The organism is Paenibacillus thiaminolyticus, assembly GCF_007066085.1.
Classification (GTDB): Bacteria; Bacillota; Bacilli; order Paenibacillales; family Paenibacillaceae; genus Paenibacillus_B; species Paenibacillus_B thiaminolyticus.
Genome location: NZ_CP041405.1, coordinates 5,340,770 through 5,366,171, shown reverse-complemented (window position 1 = coordinate 5,366,171; position 25,402 = coordinate 5,340,770). Strand labels below are relative to the sequence as shown.

Here is a 25,402-nt window from a genome sequence, read left to right as displayed (position 1 = left end):
TCCCGTAAAATCAGGCCGTTGAGAAATGTATGGGAATTTTATCCACCCCCTTTTTTTATATCGTGGAGCTCGTCTCTCAGTAGAAAATATTCTGAGTGCCAAGTTTTGATTGTCTACATGGACATCTCCACCCCTTCGTAAAAAAAGGGGGGTTCCAGCGGCCTGAAAAGGGCATCCTTTTCTCCATTTTTTGCTTTCAAGCCATTGGCATGGCTGAAATTGATGCAGTTCTGCAGGAACTCCTGCAACAGAGTAAATATCATAAGGGAAAACTGTAATTTTGCAGTTTTTTGCAGTTTTTCGGCAAATAATCTCAAGCTGTGAAATGCAGGATGGGGCTGTCTCATGGTAGTTAAAAACTACCTTTGAACTGCACCCCGTCAAGTAGACAGTACAAATAATAAAAATCAATTAAGCGGCTTTGGTCCTGAATTCCATCGGACTGAGGCCGTTTAGTTTTGCTTGTAATCGTTCGTAATTGTAAAAGTGGATGTAGCCTGGATGTCTTTTTCAAGCTCCTCAAAGGTATGGTAGGTGTGTAAATAATACTTCTCGCATTTTAGAGTTCCCCAGAAAGATTCCATTGGATCGTTATCGATGCATCGTCCAACACGGGATATACTCTAAGTCATTTCGTTATCGTCCAAGAGCTTCTTGAAGTCCAGAGAGGTATATTGGAAACCCCGGTCGCTATGAAGCATCATTTGCCGCATCTGCAGTGAATTTGCGGTTCAGCACGTTCTCAGCCACCTGCTGTGGAGTGGATCTCGCATATCTCTTTTTCTTCCTCCGAATGACGGATTGAATTCCTTGTATCTTCATCAGCCGGTACACGCGCTTTTGGTTAATCGTTTTTCCCGTTTGGCGGCGCATGTGCAACGTTAATTGACGGTATCCAAAGGTACGCTCGACTTTCTCATAAATGGACATCATGACATGCGTTAGCTCTGCATTTTCCTGCTCATGGGAACTGGGCTTGCGATTTAGCCACTTGTAATAGCTTGAACGTGAAATGCCTGCAATTTCACACAGAAGCTGAACGCTGAACAACGCTTCTTCCTGAAGCGCTTGAATAGTAAAGTAGACGTTCTCTTGACGGTATTGGCTTAGCTTCGCCTCCTTTGGAATTCCCGTAACTTTTTTAGAAATGCATTCTCCGCCCGAAGCCGCTCGATTTCATATTCCATCTTTTTCATCTCGAGTTTTTGGCGATCGGCCTCTGTTAATTCCTCCGGCGCTTTCTTTCTTCCCCGACCATCCTTTAACGCATCCTGACCGCCCTCTTCAAACTTCTTCACCCATTGGCAGACTTGCTGGGTCCGCTGTCTTACGGTAGTCATGCTGATGAGCAAGACAGTATTGCACAATATCGATCCGTTCCTGCCAAGTCGTCGAACGCCCCTTCGTCATTGCTTTCGCTCCTCCTGAGTAAGCTTTTAAGCTCCTGTCTACCGTAAGGGGAGCATATCACTTATGAGACAGCCCCTTTCTTTATTTCTTCATGATTCGAATATTCGCCGCGCTCATTTACCGTAATTTACCTATATAAAAACACTTAAATATTTCCGTTGAATAGATTTGTAGACTTCTAATCATATATTTCCAAATGGTTGGGAAGGAGGCATATACGTAAATGGAAAATCGGATTTGCATAGGAGTCATAGGAACATATCTTGTACATCAGGGGTGAGACGAGGATGGAAACACTTAAGAGGTGGGGCATTCGCATCGCGAATATGTCACTGCAAGTAAAGCTTCCGTTGTTAATCAGCACCTTGGCGGTATGCATGTTGATCGGAACGAGTTCCATACTGTACTGGTACGGGTCCGACATGCTTTTGAAGGAAAGCAAGAACAACATGATATTGAATGCCAACCGCATCGGTGAAGGTTTATGGTCGTCCGTGCAACTGGAGGAGCAGTCCATTTATTTGGCGTCTATTAATCAGACATACCTCTCCCTGCTGCAGCTTCGGGCAGAGAATTCATTAATGGATGCCGATTTTTTCTCTGAACGCAATCCGCTTTTCACGAGGGCGAATAAGCTGATGGCTGATAGTCTCAAAACGAGCACGGGCAGTCTCATCGATAAGAACGGCATCATCATTGCGAGTTCGAACCGAGACAACATTGGAAGCAGCCGCACGGATCGAGCCTATTTCCAAGCGGCAATGAAAGGACAATCGTTCATCAGCGAGTCGATTGTATCCAAAAGTACCGGCAGTCAGGTGGTTGTGTTCGCACAACCTATCCTGGGGGACGGCGCGAATGTTGAAGGTGTGTTTATTATGACCGTAAACACCTCGTTTTTTGTAGATCAACTGAAGGTGGACAGCAATGGGCAAGGAAGCACCTTGGTCTTGGATCGCGAAGGCCGAACCATCTTCCACTCAGACAATAACTCTGCAATCGGGCATATGGTAGAATCCGACAAGTTTAATACAGTCATTCAGACTCCGGTTAAGGGGGAAATATCCCGTGGAGGTATTGAGGATCCGGAATACTTTATCCGTTATTCAAAAATTCCGAAAGCAGATTGGACAATTGTGGTACAAGACAGCTATAAGAACATTAAGAAACCTCTTGATGATCTATTCGCCAAAATATCGATCATTACGCTTGTTGCCCTATTGATATCCTTGACGGTGGGTATTATCATCTCGCGTACGATTACGCGGCCAATCGCAAGACTAACCGACTTGTTCAAGACCTTGGCGTCCGGCGATCTCACCGTTGCCGCAACGGGCAACTACAAGAGCGAATTTAAAGAGTTGGCGGACAGCTTCACCGTCATGGTCGAACAAAATAAGAGCCTGATTTCCCAAATGAATCACTCAATCGGGCACTTGAACACAAGCACAAATGAATTGGACACCGCCTCCAAGCAAACGACGATATCCATTCAGGAAACATCGATTACGACCATGGAAATCGCCAAAGCTATAGAGTCCCAAGCGCTCGATACCGAGCAAATCGTAAATAAGTTCGGTGATCTCGGGGATAAAATTGCAGTTGTCAATCAATTGTCATCCGCTGTGAAGGATCGGACGGATTCCATTATTGAAGTCTTCCATAGTGGAAATGAAGTCGTGAATCAGTTGATCCATACCCATGGCGACAGTGAACAGGAAGTTGCTTCAATCGCAGCCATCACGGCTAAGCTAGAGGAAAGCTCCTTACGTATTGCCTCCATTACGGAAACCATTGGCAAGATTGCAAAGCAAACGAATTTGCTCGCCCTTAACGCCTCGATAGAAGCCGCGCGAGCTGGGGAGCATGGCAAAGGATTCGCCGTTGTCGCTTCCGAAGTAAGACAATTGGCTGAGCTATGTGCAAAGCAGTCAAGCGAGATCGAGGAAATCATCACAGACAACCTTAGCTTGGCGCAGGAGGCAAATGGATCAGTAAGAAGCCTTCAAGATGTATCTGCCAAGCAAAATCAATATGTTGACAATACGAAACTGGCGTTTGAAGCCATTTTGAACAACGTTGTTGACATTACAGAGCAAATTAAGGGCATGGCCTACGAAATGGACACCATGAAGCGGGGCAAAGAAGATGTTATGGAGCTGGCTCAGAACTTGTCTGCCTCTGGCGAAGAAGTGTCAGCTTCGGTTGAGCAGGTAACCTCTACGATTCAAGTACAATCGGCTATGGTTCAACAGTTGGCCTCCATGATTGAAGAGATCGACGCATTGACCAAGCAGCTAAGAGAGGCTTCCTCGAAATTCAAAACCGAATAGAATGCAAAAATGGGAGTGGATTTAGTCGCTTCCTGCTTCGAGGGCTGTCGAAAATAAGCCTTGAGGTCGGGTGGCTTTCCCTCGCCGCAATTTGGCTAAAGTGGGCAACTATAAGGAAAAAAGGTCGAGTTCAAGGGGCAATGTAACCCCTTAACTCGGCCTTTTCAAGTTTAGAGAACATCTTACAGATAGTAAAAAACTACTTATGGGACAGCCCCTTCTCTTACGAAGACGGAAGCAGCCGGATAATGGCGTTCGCCGTCTCTTCAATCGCTTTGTCGGCTACATCGAATACATGGCAATTCCATTTGTCGGCCAGCATGGCCGCGTAATCCAGCTCCTCCTGTATCCGCTCGGCGGAGCAATACATGGAGCTATGAGGCAGGCCCAGATTCTTCAGCCTCTCTTCCCGGATGCGCAGCAGACGCTCGGCCGGCATCGTCAGCATGAAGATGCGCTCACCGGGCATCCGGTATATTTCCTGCGGCGGCTTCACTTCCGGCGACAACGGAATATTAGCGACTTTGTAGCCCTTGTGGCTCAAGAAGACGCTCAGCGGCGTCTTCGAGGTGCGGGAAGGGCCGATCAGCACGATATCCGCTTCGGCAATCGCCGTGGTATCCTTCCCGTCATCGCATTTGACCGCGAATTCGATGGCCTCCATGCGGCGAAAATAATCGTCATCCATCGTATGAAGCAATCCGGGCTGACGCTTCGGAGAGTCGTTGAACGTATCGATGAATGCTTGCATCATCGGTCCCATAATATCGACCGCTCGCACGCCGAGCCGAATCGCTTCTTCCTTCATCATTTCCCGAAGCTCGGGCTGCACCAGCGTATAGGCGACGAAGCCGCCTTCACGGCTCACCTGCTCCATCAACGCTCTGATTTCATCCTCTTGCTTCACATGGCTCTTCCGTTGAATAATAATTTCCTGTCCATGGAATTGTCGTGCTGCCGCCCGGACGACGGATTCAGCGGTATCTCCCAACGAATCGGAGCATACCGTCACAATGTATGGAGATTGTTGGCTCGATTCTCCCATGCTTGCGCTTCCCCTTCCCTTCCTTTACCTGCCCTTCGCCTGGCGAAGAAATACTTTCAGAATCGTCGTCTTGGATATCCGTCCAACGACCTCCCATTTGTCGTTGGCCGCATCTCCACGCTGTACAACGACAGGCAGCGTATCGATATCATGCTCGTCCAGCCTTTTGGCGGCCTCGATAATCGAATCCTCCGGCTTCACGGTAATCAGCGGCGTGCGGGTCATCACGAAGCTGACGGGCATCGTCCCCGCCACCGCATTGCCGAGCGTTACCTTCAACAAATCTTTTCTTGAGACGACGCCAAGCAGCATCCCCTCGTCATCAGCTACAATCAAACTTCCTACGTTCTCCAAAAACAAAGTGACTACAGCATCATGAACAGTGGAAGTGTCCCGGACGATGATGGGCATGCTCTGGACGTCCTGTACTCGAATGTTCAATGGCTCGCTTGGAGCGCCTGCCGTAATGTTGCCCGGGAAATAACCGACCTTCGGCTTGGCATCCAAATATCCCAGCATGACAAGCACGGAAAGATCAGAACGAATCGTCGGCCGGCTGATCCCGAGCTGCTCTGCGATCTGTTCGCCGGTAATCGGCGCGGACCGTTGCACGAGCTGGACGATTTCTGATTGGCGCGGCGTAAGTTGAATGGCGCATCCCCCCTTTTTCCTTCGACAAAATTCATGTTCATGCACAGCTTCATTCCCTATATTGTACTGCAATTCGACAGCTTCCATCAATGCCCAACAGAAGAGACGATCTTCACCGCCGGGCAGGAAGATCGTCTCCAGGGCTTAATAAGGGGAGAATGAGCATCTCCATACGATATCGGGATCTGTAATCCGCTCATCTTCATCTACCCCCGCTTCATCGCCCGTAATCCACAGGCCGACTAACGGGCCGCTTCGCTTGGCCGTCTCCCCCATAATCTGCTCGGCGGCAGATCGGGCCATATGGACATGCTTCTCCCATGCCTCCGAGTGATAGGGGAGCATCACGGTGACATGAGCTTTGCTGCCGTTCCGGTAACAGCGATCGACGGCCCGGAACAGCGCTTCCGCCTGCATATCGATCCAATCCGGCACGGCGTCCGAGATGAAGGCCGGCTTCCGGTCCTCATCGGCAATCAGCCATTCCTTCCAGCGGCGCAACACGAACCACTGCTGGTTCACCTTCTCTAGGCTGCGCCCTTCCGATTCCGCAGCCAGGCGCTGCAGCACTTCCATCCGCTGCTCGATATCCGTCAGGCTCGGCAGCGCTTCCTTCAAGCGGGCATCCGCCAGTATGATATATAGATGCACGGGGCGTGACGATGAGGCCGACTTGATGAAGGACTCATATTCGGACGTCATGAACGGAACCAGCTTGTCAAGAGCGGCGCTTCGCTCAGGCCCATTGACCGCCTGCAGCATCTCCCTCACCAGCCGGATTCGTTCCGGCGTCAAGAGCGGCTCCGAACCCGAGGTGAGCAAAATATGAGCGGCTTCCTGGCTGAGCGCAACATGAATGTCTGAACGCTTCCAGCAGCGCATGACCGTGCGGCTGAACGCTGCTCTCTGCCCTGAACTGTCTTCATCCCATATGTGTCCCCATGCGGAACCGGTGCGGCGAATGAGGCGAAAATACGTCGCCTGCCCGCCCTCGCTCCATTCCGCTTCCTGATGCCATGCCGGCTGCGCACTAGACTTCAAGGTACTGTACCTCTCTTTCCGATGCCGCATCCTCGTGACAGCCATGTGATTTGCAGTCCATGTAATAGACCGTTACCCGTTCCGTATCTTGTTCTGCGATAAACCGGTTGCATTGTTTGCAGAGAATGACGCCCAATAGCGGCTTGCATTGGGTTTGTTCCATCACACACATCCACCTCTCCTCAGTCATCGTGACGGGTATCCTAACGCGATGCATTATGGTGTCATTAATGACGGTGATCGCGGAAGCTTCTGGCTGATACCCTATAAATATGACGGCATAAACCATCATATTCTTGCAACAATTCGTTTGACTGGACAAAATAACGGATTGCTTTTCCATATTATATATCATATTATTTAATAACACACAATATTTAATTATTTAATACGTCATATTCAGGAGTGGTGAAGAAGTATGGATCGTCAATTAAGTTTGGAATGTGTTCGCGTCACCGAAGCGGCAGCCCTGGCATCGGCGCAATGGGTTGGCAGGGGGCGTTCCGATGAGGCGGATGACGCGGCGACCCGCATGATGCGCAGCATGTTCGCTTCGGTTCCGATTCAAGGTACGGTGGTTATCGGGGAGGGAGAAATGGACGAGGCCCCGATGCTCGCCATCGGAGAATCGGTCGGATCCGGCGAAGGCTCGGAGGCGGATGTCGCGGTAGACCCCGTCGAAGGCACGGAATTGGTCGCCAAAGGATTGAACGGAGCATTGTCCGTCATCGCTATTGCTGACCGGGGACAGCTGCTTCATGCACCCGATATGTATATGCGCAAGCTGGCCTGCGGACCGCGGCTAAGAGGTCACCTTCATCTAGATGATCCGCTTGAATGGACGGTCCGGAAGACGGCCACCGTCTTGGGACGCGATGTATCGGAGTTGACGGTGTCTATTCTCGATCGGGAACGCCATGCCGCCGAGATCGCTGCCCTGCGGCGCGCCGGCGTCCGGCTGAAGCTGCTCGAGGCGGGCGATGTGGCAGGCGCGCTGGCCACGGCCTTCTCGGAGTCCGGCGTCGATCTCTATGTCGGCTCGGGCGGCGCACCGGAAGGCGTCTTGGCCGCAGCCGCTCTGCGCTGCATGGGCGGAGAGATGCAGGCTCGTCTTATGCCAGCCGGCGAAGACGAATGGAACCGGTGCTTGGCGATGGGAGTTCACCCTCCCGATCGGCTGCTGCATACGGAGGATCTGTGCGGGCGAGGCGATGTCATCTTCGCGGCGACCGGGATCACGCCGGGAGATGTGCTGCAAGGAGTGCGGAACACATCTGGCAATTACGCAGAGACGCATTCGCTCGTGCTGCGCTCGAAGACCGGAACGCTGCGCTTCGTCCGAACGCTGCACGCGATGGATCCCTGCTCCCTGCAGCCGGATGCCGTTATCCCGGAGGTCGCGTCGGCCTCGGCAGACAGACGCTCCGATGTGATATAGATGGCGGAGCTCCTTCTCCGCCGAATAACGAAGAAGGGTATCCCTGCGCCCTTAAGCGCCGGATACCCTTCTTGCTGTCTCTAGGCTTCATCATCATCCGCCCGCCCCTTGGCGCGCTTGAGCCGGAACAAGAGCACAAGCCCCAACCCGCCCGCAGCGGCGGCTCCCTTGAAGCTCCAAGCCGTCGCGCCCAGCCAGAGCGGGATTAGCAGGACAATGGCGCAGCTTAGATGGATGGCCGTGCTCATGCGCAGCGCGGCCTCATGCCGGGCGTGAGGCGGCAGCGGATAAATGCTTCGCATGACATCATGACGGTGATACGTGAACAAGGTATGGAGCTGGGCTCCGATAACGAGCAGGAGCAGCCCGTAGGCCGCTGCGCTCCAGACGGAGTCCCGCACCCACAATATGGCGAGCAAGCCGATGACGGTGAGGCGCATCAGAATGCCCAGCAGCTCGCTGCGGGCGAATGTCTTCGCCAGCAAATACCGGTAAGCGGCATGAGGCCGGCAGGCATGGCGATCGCCGAACCGCTTCAGCCAAGGCCGCATATACCGGCGCTCTTCCGTGACGGCAATGTCGACGAAGTTCGAAAGAAACAGAAATACCCGGCTCATATGAACCCGCTCCGTCTCGATGTGGCGCTCCCATGGAAAACGGAGCCTGCTCCGGGTAAGCGTCCAGCCGATATAACCTAGTCCCGCCGTTCCCGTAATCAGCGCTGCCGCCGGAACGCTCAGCCACAGCCAGCTCGCCATGGATCCCCAGACCCAAGCATAGCGAAGCCATTGGCCCGCTCTGCGGAGAGACGGATCGCTCATCTGCCGTTCGCCCCAGCTGCCGGCGGCAGCGACAGACTTCAACAATATAATCACCGCCAGCATCAGCGCAAAATGCTTCGGCTGCGGATCCGCCCGATGGTACAACGGCCACAGCACGGTCCATACCGCCAGCGGCAGCAGCATTCTCGGGATGAGACTGTAGCGGATGCTTCGCTTCATGTAATCGGCCATCCGTCCTTCCACCCGGAGCAGGAAGACCAGATCCGGCGGCTCCAGGAACGTACGGTAGGTCATGTAAGCCGTCGCCGGCGCGACCAGAAGCAGCACCAGCTCGCGAACCGGAAAGCCAGGCGGAATATGATCCAGATAATTGGCGTAAAATGCCGTCCCGGTGATAAATCCCAAGACGAGCACTATGGCCAATCCGCTCTGCGCGACATAGCCTATATAAGGGATGACTTGCCTCCAAAACCGCTGCCGGCGCTCCTGCCATAACCGGACGGCGTCGAACGGCGCGGTTCCGCCGGCTTCCCCAGGAGTTATCCGTTCCATGGACGATCACCGCCCTCCTGCGCGTCGGTCACCCACGTATAGAAGAGATCCTCGAGCCGCTCTTCGGCAGGGCGTCCGGATTGGCTGCTCCACTGCTTCCGCAGTTCCTCCCGGCTGCCCGCCCCCAGCACTCTACCTTGGTGCAGCAGGACGAAGCCGTCACAATAATGCTCGATCGTGGACAAAATATGCGAGCTGACGAGCAGCGCCGCTCCTTCTTCCTTGACGCTCTTCATATATTGAAGCAGCGAACGGATGCCGAGCGGATCAAGGCCAAGGAACGGCTCGTCAATGATATAGAGCGGAGGGCGAACCGCGAATGCGCACATCAGCATCGTCTTCTGCTTCATGCCCTTGGATAGATGCTGAGCCGCCTTATCCAGATGCGGCTCCATCTGGAACAACTGCGCAAGCTCGGCCACCCGCTGCTCGAATCGGGCCTTGTCCACCCCGTAAGCGGTCGCCGTCCAGACCAGATGCTCGCGCACGGTCAAGGCGTCATACAGCAGCGGTGACTCGGGAACATACGCCAATGCCGCCCGGTACTGCTCCGGCGCTTCAGCCAGCGTGCGGCCCTGCAGCGTCACCTTGCCGGACTGCGGCTCAAGCAGCCCAAGAATATGCTTCATCGTCGTGCTCTTGCCGGCGCCGTTCAGCCCGATCAACCCGATCATCTGGCCGGCTTCGACCGTGAAGTTAATATCGTGGAGAACCGGTCGGCCGACACTGTAGCCGCCGGTCAACCGCTCAATATGTAATAAAGATTCCATATATCGTCACCTCACCGCCTATTATACCGGACACGAAGCGGGGATGCGAACCCAACGGTATCATGCAGGCGCGGACGGAAGCTTCGGCTCGGGACACGCTCCGAGTAAGCGCGGGACACGATCGAGACACGCTCGGGGCACACGTGGGATATGCTCAGGACACGCTGGTACACGATCTTAAGCGCGGGGACCAGGGCGATATCCCACCTGCCCGGCTCCTTACTCGCTTTCGGCTGCTCCTTCCAGGTCCTCTTGCGGCGCCGAGCCTGCGTCTTCGGCGGGCTGCTTCGCGGCCTCCCGCTTCATCTCCGCCGCCTTCCGCGCTTGCTTGAGCGCCTCGTTGCCTTCGCGTTCGATAGCAGCGGCCGCTTCTTCGACGGTTTTCTTACCGTCGGCTACCGCCATAATTTCTCGCTCCAGCAGGTCGTACATGGAAGGAAAGAATGAGCTCGGAATGTCACGATCCGATTCTCCCCAGAGTCCCCATTTTCCTTTTGGCTTCAGCATATATAATGCCTCAACGTTCTTTCCGTCCACTTCGGTGAAGAACTCGCTCCTGGCCGGAAGTCCCCTGCCCAGCGTCCGCGATTCCTCCTTCGCCTTTTCCGGGTCGTTCACATGCTTCACGAATTCCCAGGCGGCCCGCTTGTTCGGGGAATCCGCCGGAATCGCGAAGATCGTGGCGGGTCTAATATGAGGCGACACGTCCGGGAATTGCGGATCGACGGGGACGGTCACGACGCCCCAATCGATTTTTTGCGCGTCCTTATCATATTGCGGCCGGTTGCGCAGATCTGTGAAGAAGAAGAAGTTGCCGATGACCATCGCGGATTTGCCGCGAAAGAACGGCGAATCCGTGAGCATAGAAACGGATGTATCCGAGTCCAGCTTCGGAGACGGGGCATGCAGAGCGTGGCTCCGGATGGCCCCGCTCACCATCTCCAGCACTTCCTTCCACCCCTCCGTGTTGAAGATAACCTTTTCTCCCTTCCCATCGACGAGACGCAGCGACGATGTCTCCGCGATCTCATAGAACAACATGGCGGGCGAGGCGTACTGCTCGGACAAACCATACAAGCGCTCCTCTCCGGAATCGATCGCCGCGAAGCGCTCCGACAATTCTAACAGTTCTTGCCAGGTCATCTTATTCCGCGGAGGCTCGATATGATGCTCCCGGAACAGCTCGGCGTTATAGAAGACCGCCGCGGTATCCAGCGTCGGGGCGAGCCCGTATACCGATCCGCCGCCGGTATCCCGAAGCACATCGATGACCCCGGGCAAGTACCCATCGAGATCGAATGTCTCCTCGGCGATAATCGCATCCAGATTATACAGCTTGTCCTCCTGAATCAACTGCTCGAATTGGCCGTATTCACATATAATGACATCCGGCTTGTTTTTTTCGACGAACCTCATGAACGCATCCTGATAGCTGAGAGACAGCTCATCCATATCCTTATAGATCTCCTGGATGCTCGCGACTTCGAACTGAATATTGGGATACTTCATATTAAACTGATTACCGTATTCTTCATAAAATAACGCTTCGCTGTAAGACATGACCTTCAGCTTCCCCGCGCCGTCTTCCCCTAGCTCCTCCAGCACGGGAGTCTTGCCCATGCACCCGCCCAGCACAGCAATCACCGCTAGCAGCAGCAGGACGGGCCTCCACTTGTTTGTCACTCCGCCTTCTCTCCTTCTGTCATTCGCCCTTTGCTAAGCGGCAGCTTATTTCTTCCCGGCCTGCTCCTTCGCTTTGGCCGCCTCCCGCGCCTGCTGCAGGGCCGCATTGCCTTCGGTCTCGATCACGGCCACGGCCTCCTCCGCAGACTTTCCGTTCTCGACCATCGCCTTCAATTCCTTAATGATTAGATTCGAAAAGGCCATGCGGAAGCCGTCCGGGAAATTCACGTTCGAGCCCCCCCATACGGACCCGCCCGAAGCTTTCGGACGCAGCATATAGAAGGCTTCCGTGCTTTTGCCGTCCACTTCTTTCATCGCGTCCACCCTTGTCGGCAGTTGGCCCCGGAAGGAACGGGAAGCGGCCTTCGCCATCTCCGGGCCGTTCACGAACTTCACGAACTCCCAAGCCGCCCGCTTGTTCGGGGAATCGGCCGCGATCCCATAGATAGAATCTAACACCGTAAAGGCCGATTCCTCCGGCGCAGCCGGATCGACGGGCGCCGTAACGAAGTCCCAATTGATTTCTTGGATGTCGCTGTCATACTTCGGCCGGTTCCGAAGATCGCTCATGAGCCAGCTCGATCCGAACATCATCGCGACTTTGCCCTTGAAGAACTGCTCGGTCTGCAAAAAAAACATCGTATTTTCTTTTTCCGGCTCCAGAGAAGCCGTATAGACCGCTTTGCCGCGAATCGCCTTGGCTGTCAGCTCCATCGCTTCCTTCCAGCCGTCCGTATTGAAGGTGATCTTCTCCCCCTTCGCGTCGAACACCCGGAGCGACGAACTGCTTGCCACATTAAAAAGCATGCCTTCGGCTTGACCAAATTCATCGGACAAACCATAAATCTGATCGTCCCCGGAACCGATGCCCGCGAAGCGGCTCGACAATTCGAGCAGTTCTTTCCAGCTCATCTGATTGCGCGGCGGGTCAATCTGATGTTCTCGGAACAGATCGGCGTTATAGTAGACGACCGAGGCATTAAAGTACGGAGCCAAGCCGTATAACGAGCCGCCGCCGCGTTCCCGAAGCATATCGACGAGCCCGGGCATATATCCGTCAAGACCGAATTTCTCCTGCTCGATCACCGTGTCCAGATTGTACAGCTTCCCTTCCTGCGCAAGCTTCTCGAAGCTGTCCGAACCCGTCATAATGACATCCGGCTTGTGTTTCTCGATAAACTTGAGATATTCCTCCTCATAGCTCGTCCCGTTTTCCTGCATATCCTGATAGATTGTGCCCGTGTTGATGACCTCGAACTCAATATTGGGATACTTCACATTGAAGTTGTTCCCGTAATCGCTATAAAAGCTGCCCTCGTCATAATAGAGCACTTTAATTTTTCCCTTGCCCTCGGAGTCCAGCTCTTCAAGCGCGGGCTTCCCGCCGAAGCAGCCCCCCAGCAAAGAAATCACAGCAAGCAGCAGTATGGCAACCTTCCATTTCTTTCTCAATCCGTTCTCCTCCTTTTCGTTACAAGATGCAAGTATATCGGCGGTTCCCGCATCATTCAACCAAATAAAGGAAATCTTAATCAAATCAATAGGAGATGTTAAGAACTATTAAGGAATGTGCAATGGTTCCGCTCCGGCCTTGATCGGGTCTACTTCATCCCGGTCTTCGCCGTCTCCGCCTTTCTCGCTTCCCGCGCTTGCTCGAGGAGCGCGTTGCCCTCCCTCTCGATGGCGGCCGCGGCTTCCTCCGCAGACTTCCCGTTCTCGACCATCTCCTTCAATTCCTTGAGGACCAGGTTCGAGAAATTCGTACGGAAGCCGGACAGGAATTCACGGTCAAGCCCCCGCCATAAGTACGCATGCAATGCCTGCGGCCGCAGCATATAGAAAGGCTCCATGCTTTTGCCGTCCACCTCTCTCATGTAGTCCACCCTTGTCGGCAGGTCGCCCCGGAAGGAACGGGACTTGGCCTTCGCCATTTCCGGACCGTTCATAAACTTCACGAATTCCCAGGCAGCCCGCTTGTTCGGAGAATCGGCCGCGATCGCATAAATATCGTACACGTACGCAAAACCGGATTCCTCCAGCGCAGCCGGATCGACGGGCGCCGTCACGAAGTCCCAATTGACTTCTTTTTCGTGCTTGCGGAGCTCGCCTATGAGCGAGGACGATCCGATCATCATCGCCAGTTTGCCTTGGAAAAACTGCTCGGTCCGCGAATGAAGGATCGTGCCTGAAGCGATCGGCTTCAGCGGAGCCGTATAGACCGTGTGGCCGAGAATTGCGTTGGCTGTCACCTCCAACGCTTCCTTCCAGCTCTCCGTATGGAAGTTGATCTTCTCCCCCTTTGCGTCCAGCACTCGTAACGATAAGCTCCTTGCCAACGTAAACAGCAAGTCGTCGGCAAAGCCGTATTCATCCGAGAGACCATAAATCCGAACGTCACCGGAACCGAGGCCAGCGAAGCGGCTCGGCAATTCGAGCAATTCTGTCCAGCTCATCTGATTGCGCGGCGGTTCAATATTTGCTCCCGGAACATATCGGCCGCTCCTGTCATCCTCTCATCGGTCGCCAAGCAAAAAACGGCCGTCAACCTGCGCTGGCGGCCGTCACAATATCTTTGTTCTGCGGGAAGCCTTATCCAATTGCCTTCTTCCATTGGAATCGGGCTCTCCACGCTTCTGTACGCTACTTCTTGCCGGCTTTCGCCTTTGCCTTCTGCGCCGCCCGGGCCTGCTCAAGGAGCGCGTTGCCCTCGCTCTCGATGGCGGCCGCCGCCGCTTCGGCAGACTTCCCGTTCTCGATCATTTCGTACAATTGCTTTTCCACCAGATTCGGGAAGCCAAAAGTGAACTCATCCGGCCGGTTCACGTTCGAGCCTCCCCAGATGGAACCGCCCCCGGCCTTCGGCCGCAGCAGGTAGAAGCTTTCCGTGCTTTTGCCGGCGATTTCTTTGGTGAAGCCGGATCTTGTCTGCAGGCCGGCATGCGGAGAGCGGGATAGGGCCTTCGCCATTTCCGGGCTGTTCACGTACTTCATGAATTCCCACGCGGCCCGCTTGTTCGCGGAATCGGCTGCGATTGCATAGATTCCGTTCAACTCTACGAATGGCGATTCGTCCGGTGATGCCGGATCGACGGGAACCGTGACCATGTTCCACTCCATCTCCTTCCCATCATCCTGCATCGGACCTTCCAACATTTGATTCAGGAACATGCCTGACCCGAGCACCATCGCGACTTCACCCCTGAGAAACGGCTCAGTCTGCAAATATCTCACGTCTTCTTCCAATGGATACGCAAATACTGCTCTGCTGCGAACCGCATCGGCTACCAATTCCATCGCTTCCTTCCAGCCCTCCGTGTTAAATGCCAGCTTCTCTCCCTTCGCGTCCAGCGCGCGCAGCGACGAGGTCGCCGCTATCCCGAACAGAAGCTCTTCCACCCGGCCGAAATCCTCCGTCAAGCCATAAATCGGCTTATCCTTGGAACCCAGGCCGGCGAAGCGTTGCGATAACTCCAGCACCTCTTGCCAGCTCATCTGATTGCGCGGCGGTTCAATCTGATATTCCCGGAACAGCTCGGCGTTATAGTAAAGGTTGTTCGTATAAAAGGACGGAGCCAAGCCGTATAGCGAGCCGTCCCCATAATGCCGCATCATATCGATAAGTCCGGGCATGTAACTGTCAACATCGAAATTCTCCTGTGCGATGATCGGGTCCAGATTGTACAGCTTGCCTTCCTGCGCCATCTTCTCGAACAGGTCGGTTTTGGTGAAAAACAGGATATCCGGTTTGTTCTTCTCAATCAGCTTGAGATACTCTTCCTCAAAGCTCGTCCCATTCTTCTCAATATCCGGGTACATTTCAATGAGGCTGATGAATTCGAACTCAAGGTTGGGATATTTGTCATTAAAGATCGCATCAAAGCCATTGCCATAATCCCTATAAAAGCTTTCATCGTTGTGGTACATGACTTTAATTTTCACCTTGCGCTCCGGTTCCAGCTCTTCGAGCACCGGCTTCTCCGCAAAACAGCCTCCTAGCAAAGAGATTACCGTTAGCAGCAGAATGGCTGCCTTCCATTTCTGTCTCAATTCCTTCTCCTCCCTTTCATTCCAGAGCAAGTATATCGGCCGCTCCCAGACCATTCAACCAGATAAAGGAAATCTTAAGCGAATCACAACGTGAATGTTAAGAATATTAAGAATCTCCACTCCTTTCCGCTCTCTTAAGGGTCCTTGTCTGCCGAAAAAAAGACCGCCGACTTAAGTCAGCGGCCTCCGATCAAGCTTCTCCATCTCTTACTTCTTCGCGGCATTCTCTAGCGCCTTCCTCCGCATCTCCTCTGCCTCCGCCTTCTCTCTCTCTCGTTCTTGCTTGAGGATAGCGTTGCCTTCTTCGTCGATCCTGGCCACGGCGGCTTCGGCCGGTTTATTGTTCTCGATCATGTCTCTCAGCTCCTGCTTAATCAGATTCGTGAAGTTCCAGTAGAAGCCCGGCGGGATCTTCACGTTCGGTCCGCCCCATACCGTTCCGCTCGATGCCTTCGGTCTCAGCATAAAGTAAGGCTCCAGGCTCTTGCCGTCCAGTTCTTTCATGTACTCCCCTCTTGTCGGCAGCTCGTCCCGCAAGTCCCTCAAGGAACGGGAAGCGGCCTTCGCCCTCTCCGGACCGTTCACATACTTCACGAATTCCCAAGCAGCCCGCTTGTTCGGGGAATCGGCCAGGATAGCGAATTCGTCGCGAAGAGACACATACTGTGATTGATCCGGATTCCCTGGATCGACAGGGGCGGTCACGATGCCCCAATCGATTGGGCTTGCTTCTTTATCATATTTCGGATACTCCGTAAGCTCGTGCATGAACCAGGGCGTTCCGAGCACCATCGCGACCTTGCCTTGGAAGAAATTCTCGCTCTGATTAACATCAACCTCACCATATCGGAATCGCGGTTCCAACAACGTCGAAAAAACCGCTTTGCCGCGAATCGCGTTGGCTGTCAGCTCCATCGCTTCCTTCCAACCGTCCGTATTGAACGTGGTTTTTTCCCCTTTCGCATCGAACAGCCGCAACGACAAGCTCTCGGCTACATCAAAAAAAATGCTGTCGGCTCGTCCGTACTGATTAACCAACCCGTAGATCGGATCGTCTTCGGAACCGTATTCCGCAAACCGGCTCGCCAGTTCGAGCAGCTCCTTCCAGCTCATCCTGTTGCGCGGCAGTTCAATGTGATGCTCTCGGAACAGATCGGCATTATAGAAAATGACCGAGGTCGAAAAGTACGGCGCCAGACCGTATAGCGAGCCGCCCCCGCGTTCCCGCAGCAAATCGACGAACCCGGGCAAATAGCCTTCAAGATCGAACTTCTCCTGTTCGATAATCGCCTCCAAGTTGTACAGCTTGCCTTCCTCCGCCAGCTTATCGAACAGGTCGCGTCTGCTCACAATCAGAACATCCGGCTTGTTCTTCTCGATATGCTTGATATATTCTTCCTCATAGGTCGTGCCGTTGACCTGCATTTCCCGTCCAATTGGAGCGGTGCTTACCACCTCCAACTCAATATTGGGGTAACTCAAATTAAATGGGCTGCCAAATTCCTTAAAGAAGCTCTCTTCGTCATAATAGAGCACTTTGATTTTCCCTTTGCCATCTGGCCCCAGCTCTTCGAGCACCGGTTTCTCGGCGAAGCAGCCCCCCAGCATAGAAATCACCGCAAGCAGCAAAATGGCCGCCTTCCATTTCTGTCTCAATCCGTACTCCTCCCTTTCATTCCAGACCAAAGTATAGCGGCCGTCCCTAGATTCTTCAACCAGATAAAGGAAAAGTTAAGCGAATCGATCAGTGAATGTTAAGAATCTTAAGAATCTCCATTCGTTCTGGTCCCTGTTGGAGTGTCCTTGAAGCGGCTTGACAGCTCCAGCAGCTTCTTCCCAGCTCATCTGGTGGCGCGGCGGATCCATACGATCCCCTCTTGTTACAACGAACCGTTCTCCTTGAATGTGCCACTGAGGCAACTGCAAGGAAGATGCCCGCATCAACGGAACAGGGGATGTCTCATAGGCATTGCAAAATGATTGAGGTGACGAGTCAACAGAGAATGTGGATGCGAAAAAAACGGAAACGCTCGCATAGAGACTGTACAGATCGAAAAATGGCGGGTTGGCAAAACGGTGGAAGATGGATGGAGCAGTGAAAATGCTGCGTGGATGCTATCAATTTCTCCTTTTTAAGCCGCTATTTGATGAAATTCCTGCAAAAGTCAGGCTGTTGGAAAACCCCTGTTTTTTTCGGAGGGGTGATTACCTAATCGAAACTTGGCATTCAGAGCGTCATCGCCTTCTGGAGACATCATAATATCCTGGGGTTTTAACGTGTGGAGGGAATTGCTGCTATTTTACAGGAATTTCGGCTCAATGAGTCTACATTTCGAGGAATTACTGCACAGCTACATCATTTTAGGCCCTTTTGAGCTAAGTCGAAGAGAAACGGGTGAAATTGCTGCCGTTTTACAGGGTTCCCTTTCTGGCGAAGTCGTCCCTATCGAATTGCTGTCTTTGCGCAAGATTTTGCCTACCGAATCAACGTGTCTTGAGAAACCGTGCAAATTTGAGGACTTCCCCTATGGGAAAGACATTTCATTGTGCAGTTTTCAGGCACTTCGATCAGATAAAATTTTTCTACTGAGAGACAAGTCCTGATGAAGTACCCAAAATTCCTTTGGACTTTCTCAACAGCCTGAATGGTACATGATGTTCATCGATTCGAGCTTTGAGAATCAGGGTGGCTGTCTCACTGTAGTGAGATACTACTTTTTGCCCCCTGAATATCGGCTCCGTTCGATCAGGTTGCTATTCTGCAGCGAGGCTTCCCAGAGTCAACAGTAAAACGATTTTTCATTTTTTAAACAAAATAGGTTCTCCTCCTTGATCAATAAAAAGACCGCCAACTTATGTCAGCGGCCAAAAAAAGTCATCTTCTGCATTCTACGCTGGTCAATCCCCTTCTGCTGTTCCTGCCTCCGCGCTGCCAGAGCCTTCTGTTTTGTTCTCTTCTTCTGCTTTGCCGCTCTCGCCTTTTGCTTTCTGTTCAGCCTCTTTGCGCGCTTTGTCCTCTTCCCGGCCCTTCAGCAGGGCTGCTTCACCCTCCGCCTGGATGGCGGCGGCAGCTTCATCGACCGTCTTCTTGTTGTCTATTACAGACTTCAGTTCCTTATCCAGGAGCGTTCGGAAATCCCCGTAGAAAGTGGACGGTACTTCAACATCCCGTCCGCCCCAGATCGATTCGTACTTCGCCTTCGGCCGCAGCGAATAGAATGCCTCCGTGCTTTTACCGTCGATTTCCTTCATGAATTGGTTCCTCGTCGGAAGGTTGCCCTCCATCGAACGGGAGGCTGCCTTGGCCATTTCCGGCCCGTTCACGAATTTGACGAACTCCCACGCCGCCCGCTTGTTCGGCGAATCCGCCGCGATGGCATAGACTTCGTGCAGACTCGCGTACGAAGACTCGTCAGGAGAAGCCGGATCGACAGGTACGGATACCATTTCCCAGTCGATTGGCTTGGCCTCTTTATCCCACATGATACGGTTCTTGATTTGAGATATGAACCATGAGTCCCCCATGATCATCGCGGCACGGCCTTTGAAAAAGAGATCTTCATCCGACGAAAATCTGTGGGTGTCCCCCTCATCCCTCGGTTGAGTGTATACCCCCTTGTTCCGGATCGCGTCCGTTGTGAGCCTCACCACCTGCTTCCATCCGTCCGTATTGAAGACGAGCTTCTCCCCTTTGGCGTCGAAAAACCGCATCGAGGATCCGTTTGCAACATCCAAAAAGAGATCTTGAGGTCCTCCTCCATAGCGCTGATAGTAGCCATAGACTTGATTCTCGCCTGAACCGACACTTGCGAAGCGGCTCGACAGATCAAGCACCTCCTGCCATGTCATTTTATTGCGCGGCGGTTCGATGTTATTCTCCCGGAACAGCTCGGCATTATAATAAATGGCACTAGTATAGAAAGACGGAGCCAGTCCGTACAGCGAACCGCCGCCATGTTCCCGAATCATGTCGACAAGGCCCGGCATATACCCTTCCAAATCGAATTTTTCCTGAGTAATGATCGAATCCAGATTATACAGCTTCCCTTCCTGGGCAAGCTTCTCCATCATTTCCAAATCGATCATCAGTACATCCGGCTTGTTCTTCTCCAGAAACTTCAACCGCTCTTCTTCATAATCGACATTTTCTTTGTCTTGCAGATCCCGGTACATTTCCTGCATACTTACGATCTCGAATTCAATATCCGGATATTTCACATTGAAATAATTACCGTATTGCCGATAAAAGTTATCCTCATCATAATAGACAACTTTAATTGTCCCCTTGCCGTCCTTTCCCAGCTCGTCCAATACGGGCTTCTCGCCGAAGCAGCCGCCGAGCAAGGCAACCACCATGGTAAGAAGCAAAGCAATCTTCCATTTTTTAAGCAAAATAGATTCTCCTCCTCTACAAACGGTACGACCGCCAACCTATGTCAGCGGCCAATGTCCTGTCTTGCATTCTACGCTGGTCAATCTCCTTCTGCTGTTCCTGCCTCCGCGCTGCCAGAGCCTTCTGTTTTGTTCTCTTCTTCTGCTTTGCCGCTCTCACCTTTTACTTTCTGTTCAGCCTCTTTACGCGCTTTGTCCTCTTCCCTGGCCTTTAGCAGGGCCGCTTCGCCCTCTGCCTGGATGGCGGCCGCCGCTTCCTCCACCGTCTTCTTGTTGTCGATGACGGCCTGCAATTCCTTCGACAGAATGGTACTGAAGGCCGAATGGAAGTCATAAGGGATTTGGACGTTCGACCCGCCCCACATCGAGCCGGATTCCGCCTTCGGCCGCAGCATATAGAACGCCTCCGTGCTTTTGCCGTCTACTTCCTTCATGAACTGCGTCCGTGTCGGCAGATCGCCTCTCATTGAACGGGAGGCCGCTTTGGCCATTTCCGGCCCGTTGACGAACTTGACGAACTCCCACGCCGCCCGCTTGTTCGGGGAATCCGCCGCGATGACATACATTTCGCTCAGACCTGCATATGACGTTTCATCGGGAGAAGCCGGATCGACAGGCGCGGTTACCATGCCCCAATCGATTTTCTTCGACTCTTTATCCCATAAATGGCGATCCTTAATCTGGGTTAAGAACCATGGAGATTCTATAACCATCGCAGCTTTGCCTTTAAAAAAGAGATCATCGTCTCCCCTAAATACACGATCTTCATGATTGCTCGGCGGCATCGTATATACCGCCTTATTCCGGATCGAATCGGTCTCCTGCTTCATCAACTGCTTCCACCCGTCCGTGTTGAATATGAGCTTCTCCCCCTTCGGGTCGAACAGACGGAGCGAGGAAGCTTCAGCCATCTTATAGAGCAGATTCTCTGGCGAACCGTAACGCTCATAGTAACCATAGATTTGATCCTCGCCTGAGCCGATGCCGGCGAAGCGGCTCGACAGATCGAGTACCTCCTGCCAGCTCATCTTGTTGCGCGGCGGTTCGATATTATGCTCCCGGAACAGCTCGGCATTGTAATACATGACACTAGTATAGAAATTCGGACTCAGTCCATACAGCGAACCGCCTCCTTTTTCTCGGATCATGTCAATCAGGCCCGGCATATATCCTTCCAGATCGAATTTTTCCTGGGCGATAACGGCATCCAGATTATACAGCTTGCCTTCCTGGACCATCTTCTCCATATTCTCGAGACTGACCATCATTACATCGGGCTTATGCTTCTCCAAGAACTTCAGCCGCTCCGCCTCGTAATCGACATTCTCCTTCCCTTCCAAGTCCTTGTACATTTCATTCATGTTCACGATTTCAAATTCAATATCCGGGTATTTGACGTTAAAGTAATTGCCGTATTCACGATAAAAATTGTCTTCGTCATAATATACGACTTTAATTTTCCCCTTGCCGTCCTTCCCCAGCTCGTCAAGTACCGGTTTCTCGCCGAGGCAGCCGCCGAGCATGGCCACAACTGCAGTCAGAAGCACAACGATCTTCCATTTTTTCGCCAACTATTGTCTCCCCCTTTACGAAATAAAAAGGCCGCCAACTTGTGTCAGCGGCCATAAGTCATGTCTTGCATTCTATGCTAGTCAATCCCCTTCGGATGTGGTTGCCTCCGCACTGCCTGAATCCTCAGTTTTGTTCTCCTCTGCGGCTTTGCCGCTGTCGCCTTCTGCACTATTTTTGGCCGCTTTGCGCGCTTTTTCCGCTTCTCTGCCCTTTTGCAGCGCTGCCTCGCCTTCCGCCTGTATGGCGGCGGCGGCTTCCTCCACCGTCTTCTTGTTGTCGACCACGGCTTTCATTTCTTTGGCCAGAATCTTAGTGAAGTCATCGTAGAAATCTCGCGGCATTTTCACATTTGCTCCGCCCCACATCGACTCGTAGTCCGCCTTCGGCCGCAGCAAATAGAACGGCTCCGTGCTTTTGCCCTCAATTTCCTTCATGAACTGGTTCCGTGTCGGCAGATATCCCCGCGAAGAGCGGGAGGCCGCCTTGGCCATTTCCGTCCCGTTCACGAATTTGACGAACTCCCACGCCGCCCGCTTGTTCGGGGAATCCGCCGCGATAGCGAATACTTCGTTCAGACTCGAATACGATGATTCATCCGGATTCGACGGATCGACAGGCGCGGTCACCATGCCCCAGTCGATTTCCTTTGCTTCTTTATCCCACATCATGCGATTCTTGAATTGGGATACCATCCAAGGTCCATCGATAATCATCGCTGCCTTGCCTTTGAAAAAGAGATCGTCGTCGCCCATAAATACACGTTCATTGCCTTCATCCATTGGTTGGGTATAGATCGACTTGTTCCGGATCGCGTCTGAAGCCATCTTCATCGCTTGCTTCCACCCATCCGTATTGAAGACGAGCTTTTCCCCTTTGGCGTCGAACAGGCGCAGCGAGGAGGCTTGCGCTATTTTATTCAGCAGTTGGTCCACAGTGCCATATCGTTCGTAGTAGCCATAAATTTGATTCTCGCCCGATCCGATGCCCGAGAAGCGGCTCGACAGATCGATCAGCTCCTGCCAAGTCATTTTATTGCGCGGCGGTTCGATATTATGCTCCCGGAACAACCCGGCATTATAGTAGATTACACTCGTGAAGAAATTAGGGGCCAGTCCGTAGAGCGAACCGCCTCCCTTGGCTCGAATCATATCGATGAGGCCCGGCATAAATCCGTCCAGATCGAATTGCTCCTGAGCGATAACGGCGTCCAGATTATAGAGCTTGCCTTCCTGGGCCATCTTCTCCATCGTGGACAAATCAACCATCAATACGTCCGGCTTATGCTTGTCCAGGAACTTCCTCGTTTCTTCCCGATAATCGGCATCTTCATTATTCTGCATTTCCCGGTACATTTCTTGCTGATCGATCACTTCAAATTCAATATCCGGATATTTCACATTAAAACTATTGCCATACTCCGAGTAAAAGGCTTCTTCGTTATAATAGACAACTTTAATCTTCCCCTTGCCGTCCTTCCCGAGCTCCTCAAGCACCGGCTTCTCGCCGAAGCAGCCGCTTAGCATCGCAACGACGAGGGTCAGAAGCAGAGCAATCTTCCATTTCCTTACCACAGTCCGTTCTCCTCCTTTTCCCATTCCAAATTCAGTATATCGGTTGACATAGCCCGGTTCAACCATATACAGGAAACTTTATGTTTTTGTTATGTTTTTACTAGACTCGATGCCAATTCCTTTCCAAATGCAAAAGCACCGCCGAATGATGCCCATTCAGCGGTGCTCGACCTTTTCCTCCTAATTACGTGCGTTTATCCTTGAGCCACTTCGGGGCGCCTTTGTCCTTCCGTTCCTGGTGACGCTCCGACTTGGGCTGCGCCTTCCTGGCAGCTCCGGCGGCATCGCGCGCGCCGCGCGGCTTGCGGTTCGGCTTGCCCCCGCCCCGGTTCGCGTTCGGGTCGTGCAGGCGCCCTTCGTAGAAGACGCGCTCGGCGATCGTAATTCCAAGCTCGCGTTCGAACTTGCGCATAATGAACCGCTCTTGCGGCGTAATCAGATTGACGGACGTTCCTTGGCGGCCCATCCGGCCGGTGCGGCCGGCGCGGTGAATATAGTGCTCCGCATCTAGCGCCGGCTCAATGCTGATGACGAGCGGCAGATCCGGGATATCCAATCCTCTGGCCGCGACATCGGTCGCCAGGAGCACCTGGACCTGGCCATCGCGGAAGCGCCGCAGCACGGCTGCCCGCTCCTGCTTCGGCGCATCCCCGTACAGGGAAGCAACCGACAGGCCGGCATAGGCCAGCTTCGCCTCCCATTCTCCGATGCGGTTCGTGTCATTCACGAACGCGATCGCCCGCTTCGGGTTCCACAGCCGGATAAGACGGCGGACCATGTCGATCTTGTCGCGTTCAACGGCCACATACAGATGCTGAATCGTGTCCGCCATCCGCTTGTCCGGCTCGATTCCGATCTCCGCCGGCGCCTGCATGAAGCGAGCGGCCAGTTCCCGAACCTCCTGAGGGAGAGTCGCCGAGAAGAAGAGAAGCTGCCGATCGCGCAGCGCGCTGCGTATCGCCATGTCCGTATCGCGGGCTCCGCCCTTCTGCAGCAAATGGTCGACCTCATCCACGACGATCATGCGGACCTCATGCATCTTCAGCTTGCGCATCTCAATCAGTTCCCGGATCCGGCCGGGCGTGCCGACGACAAGCTGCGGCTTGTCGCGCAGCCGCTCCACCTGGCGGTTCAGCGCAGCTCCGCCAATGAGCGCGGCGACATGAATGCCGCTTCCCTCGCCGTAGTACTCCGCCTCGCGCACGATCTGCATCGCCAGCTCCTGCGTCGGGGCAATGACAACCGCCTGCGTGCCTCGATGCGAGGCGTCTATTTTCATCAATACCGGCAAGAGGTAAGCCAGTGTCTTGCCCGTTCCGGTCTGCGACTGGGCCAGAATATCGCGGCCCTCCAGCGCTGCCGGAATCGCTTCCGCCTGTACGGGAGACGGAGCGGTAATGTCTTTCGCTTGAAGCTTGGCTAACAATTCCTCGGTAATCGACAAGGAAGCAAACGTGGTGCTCAACTGCATCGTTCCTCTCTATGACATGACATCCGTTCATGTATGTATATCTAACTCAACTTCGGTATCCATGGCTCTATTATAGCGAAAAGAAGCGCCGCCACCAAACTTTTCGTCCTTGATCGGCCCGTCTTGACCGCGAAATGTGGTACAATTAACCATAAATGCAGATTATGCGCAATCATAGGGCAGCTCCTGAAGCCGGCCCGAGCCATCATAATGCATCATCTACTCTTGTTCGTGACATGCTGGAATATAAAGCGGAAGTATGAAAGCAATCGAAGGGGCCGCAAATCGCGGACCGTAATGGTGAGGCATCGATCATCATCGTAACAGGAAAAAGGAGGACCTAATATGAGTGAAGCTGCGCAACCCGCATTCGAACGGTTAGTTGAAAAATATGCCGAGCTGCTGACGGGGCATTCCGATCCGGCCACCGTCGACAAGGTGAAGCGGTGGGCTCTGTATAATCAAATGCATAAGACGATGCCGAACCTGACTCGGCATTGGAACGATGCCCATCCGGAAGGAAAGGCGGAAATACGGGCGCTGTTCGAGGAGATTAAGCAAATGAACGAGGCGCATCGGCAGGGCGGCTCCAGTTCCTGACGCTCTGTGCCGGCTGCTGCGACAAGTCCGCTCCCGCTAGCCCG

The 25,402-nt window shown here is 53.2% G+C and carries 22 protein-coding genes; 3 read left to right on the top strand and 19 right to left on the bottom strand.

What is annotated here, in order from left to right; all coding sequences use genetic code 11:
* Nucleotides 1-113: 113 nt before the first annotated feature.
* The 4 genes from FLT43_RS23800 to FLT43_RS23785 all read right to left on the bottom strand — a co-directional run bounded on the left by FLT43_RS23800 (nucleotide 114) and on the right by FLT43_RS23785 (nucleotide 1,340).
* The gene (locus FLT43_RS23800; RefSeq protein WP_087440743.1) at nucleotides 114-347 is read right to left on the bottom strand and encodes a hypothetical protein; all 234 of its coding nucleotides are present in this window, start codon (nucleotides 345-347) and stop codon (nucleotides 114-116) included.
* A gap of 64 nt (nucleotides 348-411) precedes the next feature.
* Nucleotides 412-492 (bottom strand): IS3 family transposase, encoded by an 81-nt coding sequence (locus tag FLT43_RS30915; protein WP_087440906.1) that lies wholly within the window; start codon nucleotides 490-492, stop codon nucleotides 412-414.
* A 198-nt stretch (nucleotides 493-690) separates the two neighbouring features.
* Complete coding sequence (locus tag FLT43_RS23790; protein ID WP_087440744.1) at nucleotides 691-1,050, bottom strand: IS3 family transposase; 360 nt, start codon at nucleotides 1,048-1,050, stop codon at nucleotides 691-693.
* Nucleotides 1,051-1,106: 56 nt separating this feature from the next.
* Nucleotides 1,107-1,340, bottom strand: coding sequence for a helix-turn-helix domain-containing protein (locus FLT43_RS23785; RefSeq protein WP_255321648.1), 234 nt, complete (start codon nucleotides 1,338-1,340; stop codon nucleotides 1,107-1,109).
* A gap of 357 nt (nucleotides 1,341-1,697) precedes the next feature.
* On the opposite strand from FLT43_RS23785, the gene FLT43_RS23780 reads away from it, so the two are divergent.
* The gene (locus tag FLT43_RS23780) at nucleotides 1,698-3,743 is read left to right on the top strand and encodes a methyl-accepting chemotaxis protein (protein WP_087440746.1); all 2,046 of its coding nucleotides are present in this window, start codon (nucleotides 1,698-1,700) and stop codon (nucleotides 3,741-3,743) included.
* Nucleotides 3,744-3,966: 223 nt separating this feature from the next.
* Here the strand turns inward: FLT43_RS23780 and FLT43_RS23775 are convergent, their stop codons facing one another.
* From FLT43_RS23775 to FLT43_RS23760, 4 genes are read right to left on the bottom strand one after another with little or no spacing between them, the layout of a single operon-like run.
* Nucleotides 3,967-4,788 carry a pyruvate, water dikinase regulatory protein gene (locus FLT43_RS23775; protein ID WP_087440747.1) on the bottom strand — a complete coding sequence of 274 codons (822 nt, stop codon included), beginning with the start codon at nucleotides 4,786-4,788 and terminating at the stop codon, nucleotides 3,967-3,969.
* Nucleotides 4,789-4,812: 24 nt separating this feature from the next.
* Entirely contained in the window at nucleotides 4,813-5,526 is a 714-nt protein-coding gene (locus FLT43_RS23770; RefSeq protein ID WP_244194039.1) for a helix-turn-helix transcriptional regulator, read from the bottom strand.
* Between the two features lie 57 nt (nucleotides 5,527-5,583).
* Nucleotides 5,584-6,480: a phosphoenolpyruvate protein kinase gene (locus FLT43_RS23765; protein WP_087440748.1), complete on the bottom strand. Its 897-nt coding sequence runs from the start codon at nucleotides 6,478-6,480 to the stop codon at nucleotides 5,584-5,586.
* Nucleotides 6,470-6,643 (bottom strand): GapA-binding peptide SR1P, encoded by a 174-nt coding sequence (locus FLT43_RS23760; RefSeq protein ID WP_087440908.1) that lies wholly within the window; start codon nucleotides 6,641-6,643, stop codon nucleotides 6,470-6,472. Before FLT43_RS23760 ends, FLT43_RS23765 begins: the two co-directional genes overlap by 11 nt.
* A 255-nt stretch (nucleotides 6,644-6,898) precedes the next feature.
* Between FLT43_RS23760 and glpX the strand changes: the two genes are divergently transcribed.
* Nucleotides 6,899-7,918, top strand: coding sequence for a class II fructose-bisphosphatase (gene glpX, locus FLT43_RS23755; protein WP_087440749.1), 1,020 nt, complete (start codon nucleotides 6,899-6,901; stop codon nucleotides 7,916-7,918).
* A gap of 80 nt (nucleotides 7,919-7,998) precedes the next feature.
* On the opposite strand, the gene FLT43_RS23750 is transcribed toward glpX, so the two are convergent.
* The 11 genes from FLT43_RS23750 to FLT43_RS23700 form a co-directional block, all read right to left on the bottom strand.
* Entirely contained in the window at nucleotides 7,999-9,252 is a 1,254-nt protein-coding gene (locus FLT43_RS23750) for an ABC transporter permease (protein ID WP_087440750.1), read from the bottom strand.
* On the bottom strand, nucleotides 9,240-10,022 hold the full coding sequence (locus tag FLT43_RS23745; protein ID WP_087440751.1) for an ABC transporter ATP-binding protein: 783 nt from the start codon (nucleotides 10,020-10,022) through the stop codon (nucleotides 9,240-9,242). Before FLT43_RS23745 ends, FLT43_RS23750 begins: the two co-directional genes overlap by 13 nt.
* Nucleotides 10,023-10,241: 219 nt before the next feature.
* Nucleotides 10,242-11,705 carry an ABC transporter substrate-binding protein gene (locus FLT43_RS23740; protein ID WP_087440752.1) on the bottom strand — a complete coding sequence of 488 codons (1,464 nt, stop codon included), beginning with the start codon at nucleotides 11,703-11,705 and terminating at the stop codon, nucleotides 10,242-10,244.
* A 45-nt stretch (nucleotides 11,706-11,750) separates the two neighbouring features.
* Nucleotides 11,751-13,157, bottom strand: a complete 1,407-nt coding sequence (locus tag FLT43_RS23735; protein WP_087440753.1) for an ABC transporter substrate-binding protein — start codon at nucleotides 13,155-13,157, stop codon at nucleotides 11,751-11,753.
* Between the two features lie 149 nt (nucleotides 13,158-13,306).
* Nucleotides 13,307-14,158 carry an extracellular solute-binding protein gene (locus tag FLT43_RS23730; RefSeq protein WP_244194040.1) on the bottom strand — a complete coding sequence of 284 codons (852 nt, stop codon included), beginning with the start codon at nucleotides 14,156-14,158 and terminating at the stop codon, nucleotides 13,307-13,309.
* A 187-nt stretch (nucleotides 14,159-14,345) separates the two neighbouring features.
* Entirely contained in the window at nucleotides 14,346-15,752 is a 1,407-nt protein-coding gene (locus tag FLT43_RS23725; RefSeq protein WP_244194041.1) for an ABC transporter substrate-binding protein, read from the bottom strand.
* Nucleotides 15,753-15,959: 207 nt separating this feature from the next.
* The gene (locus tag FLT43_RS23720) at nucleotides 15,960-17,408 is read right to left on the bottom strand and encodes an ABC transporter substrate-binding protein (protein ID WP_087440755.1); all 1,449 of its coding nucleotides are present in this window, start codon (nucleotides 17,406-17,408) and stop codon (nucleotides 15,960-15,962) included.
* A 1,242-nt stretch (nucleotides 17,409-18,650) separates the two neighbouring features.
* On the bottom strand, nucleotides 18,651-20,144 hold the full coding sequence (locus tag FLT43_RS23715; protein ID WP_087440757.1) for an extracellular solute-binding protein: 1,494 nt from the start codon (nucleotides 20,142-20,144) through the stop codon (nucleotides 18,651-18,653).
* A gap of 80 nt (nucleotides 20,145-20,224) precedes the next feature.
* A complete protein-coding gene (locus tag FLT43_RS23710) occupies nucleotides 20,225-21,715 on the bottom strand; it encodes an ABC transporter substrate-binding protein (protein ID WP_087440758.1) in 1,491 nt (496 codons plus the stop codon).
* 81 nt (nucleotides 21,716-21,796) lie between these two features.
* Nucleotides 21,797-23,287: an ABC transporter substrate-binding protein gene (locus FLT43_RS23705; RefSeq protein ID WP_087440759.1), complete on the bottom strand. Its 1,491-nt coding sequence runs from the start codon at nucleotides 23,285-23,287 to the stop codon at nucleotides 21,797-21,799.
* Between the two features lie 184 nt (nucleotides 23,288-23,471).
* Entirely contained in the window at nucleotides 23,472-24,758 is a 1,287-nt protein-coding gene (locus tag FLT43_RS23700; RefSeq protein ID WP_087440760.1) for a DEAD/DEAH box helicase, read from the bottom strand.
* A gap of 345 nt (nucleotides 24,759-25,103) precedes the next feature.
* Here FLT43_RS23700 and FLT43_RS23695 point away from each other — a divergent pair, with 345 nt between their 5' ends.
* The gene (locus tag FLT43_RS23695; protein ID WP_006678815.1) at nucleotides 25,104-25,358 is read left to right on the top strand and encodes a DUF2573 family protein; all 255 of its coding nucleotides are present in this window, start codon (nucleotides 25,104-25,106) and stop codon (nucleotides 25,356-25,358) included.
* The last annotated feature ends 44 nt before the right edge of the window (nucleotides 25,359-25,402 follow it).

Bases quoted from the DNA above. Each gene is read 5' to 3' on its own strand.
- FLT43_RS23800 (WP_087440743.1), bottom strand. From the start codon at position 347: ATGAGACAGCCCCATCCTGCATTTCACAGCTTGAGATTATTTGCCGAA.
- FLT43_RS23785 (WP_255321648.1), bottom strand. From the start codon at position 1,340: ATGACTACCGTAAGACAGCGGACCCAGCAAGTCTGCCAATGGGTGAAG.
- FLT43_RS23780 (WP_087440746.1), top strand. From the start codon at position 1,698: ATGGAAACACTTAAGAGGTGGGGCATTCGCATCGCGAATATGTCACTG.
- FLT43_RS23775 (WP_087440747.1), bottom strand. From the start codon at position 4,788: ATGGGAGAATCGAGCCAACAATCTCCATACATTGTGACGGTATGCTCC.
- FLT43_RS23770 (WP_244194039.1), bottom strand. From the start codon at position 5,526: ATGGAAGCTGTCGAATTGCAGTACAATATAGGGAATGAAGCTGTGCAT.
- FLT43_RS23760 (WP_087440908.1), bottom strand. From the start codon at position 6,643: ATGGAACAAACCCAATGCAAGCCGCTATTGGGCGTCATTCTCTGCAAA.
- glpX (WP_087440749.1), top strand. From the start codon at position 6,899: ATGGATCGTCAATTAAGTTTGGAATGTGTTCGCGTCACCGAAGCGGCA.
- FLT43_RS23750 (WP_087440750.1), bottom strand. From the start codon at position 9,252: ATGGAACGGATAACTCCTGGGGAAGCCGGCGGAACCGCGCCGTTCGAC.
- FLT43_RS23745 (WP_087440751.1), bottom strand. From the start codon at position 10,022: ATGGAATCTTTATTACATATTGAGCGGTTGACCGGCGGCTACAGTGTC.
- FLT43_RS23730 (WP_244194040.1), bottom strand. From the start codon at position 14,158: ATGAGCTGGACAGAATTGCTCGAATTGCCGAGCCGCTTCGCTGGCCTC.
- FLT43_RS23700 (WP_087440760.1), bottom strand. From the start codon at position 24,758: ATGCAGTTGAGCACCACGTTTGCTTCCTTGTCGATTACCGAGGAATTG.
- FLT43_RS23695 (WP_006678815.1), top strand. From the start codon at position 25,104: ATGAGTGAAGCTGCGCAACCCGCATTCGAACGGTTAGTTGAAAAATAT.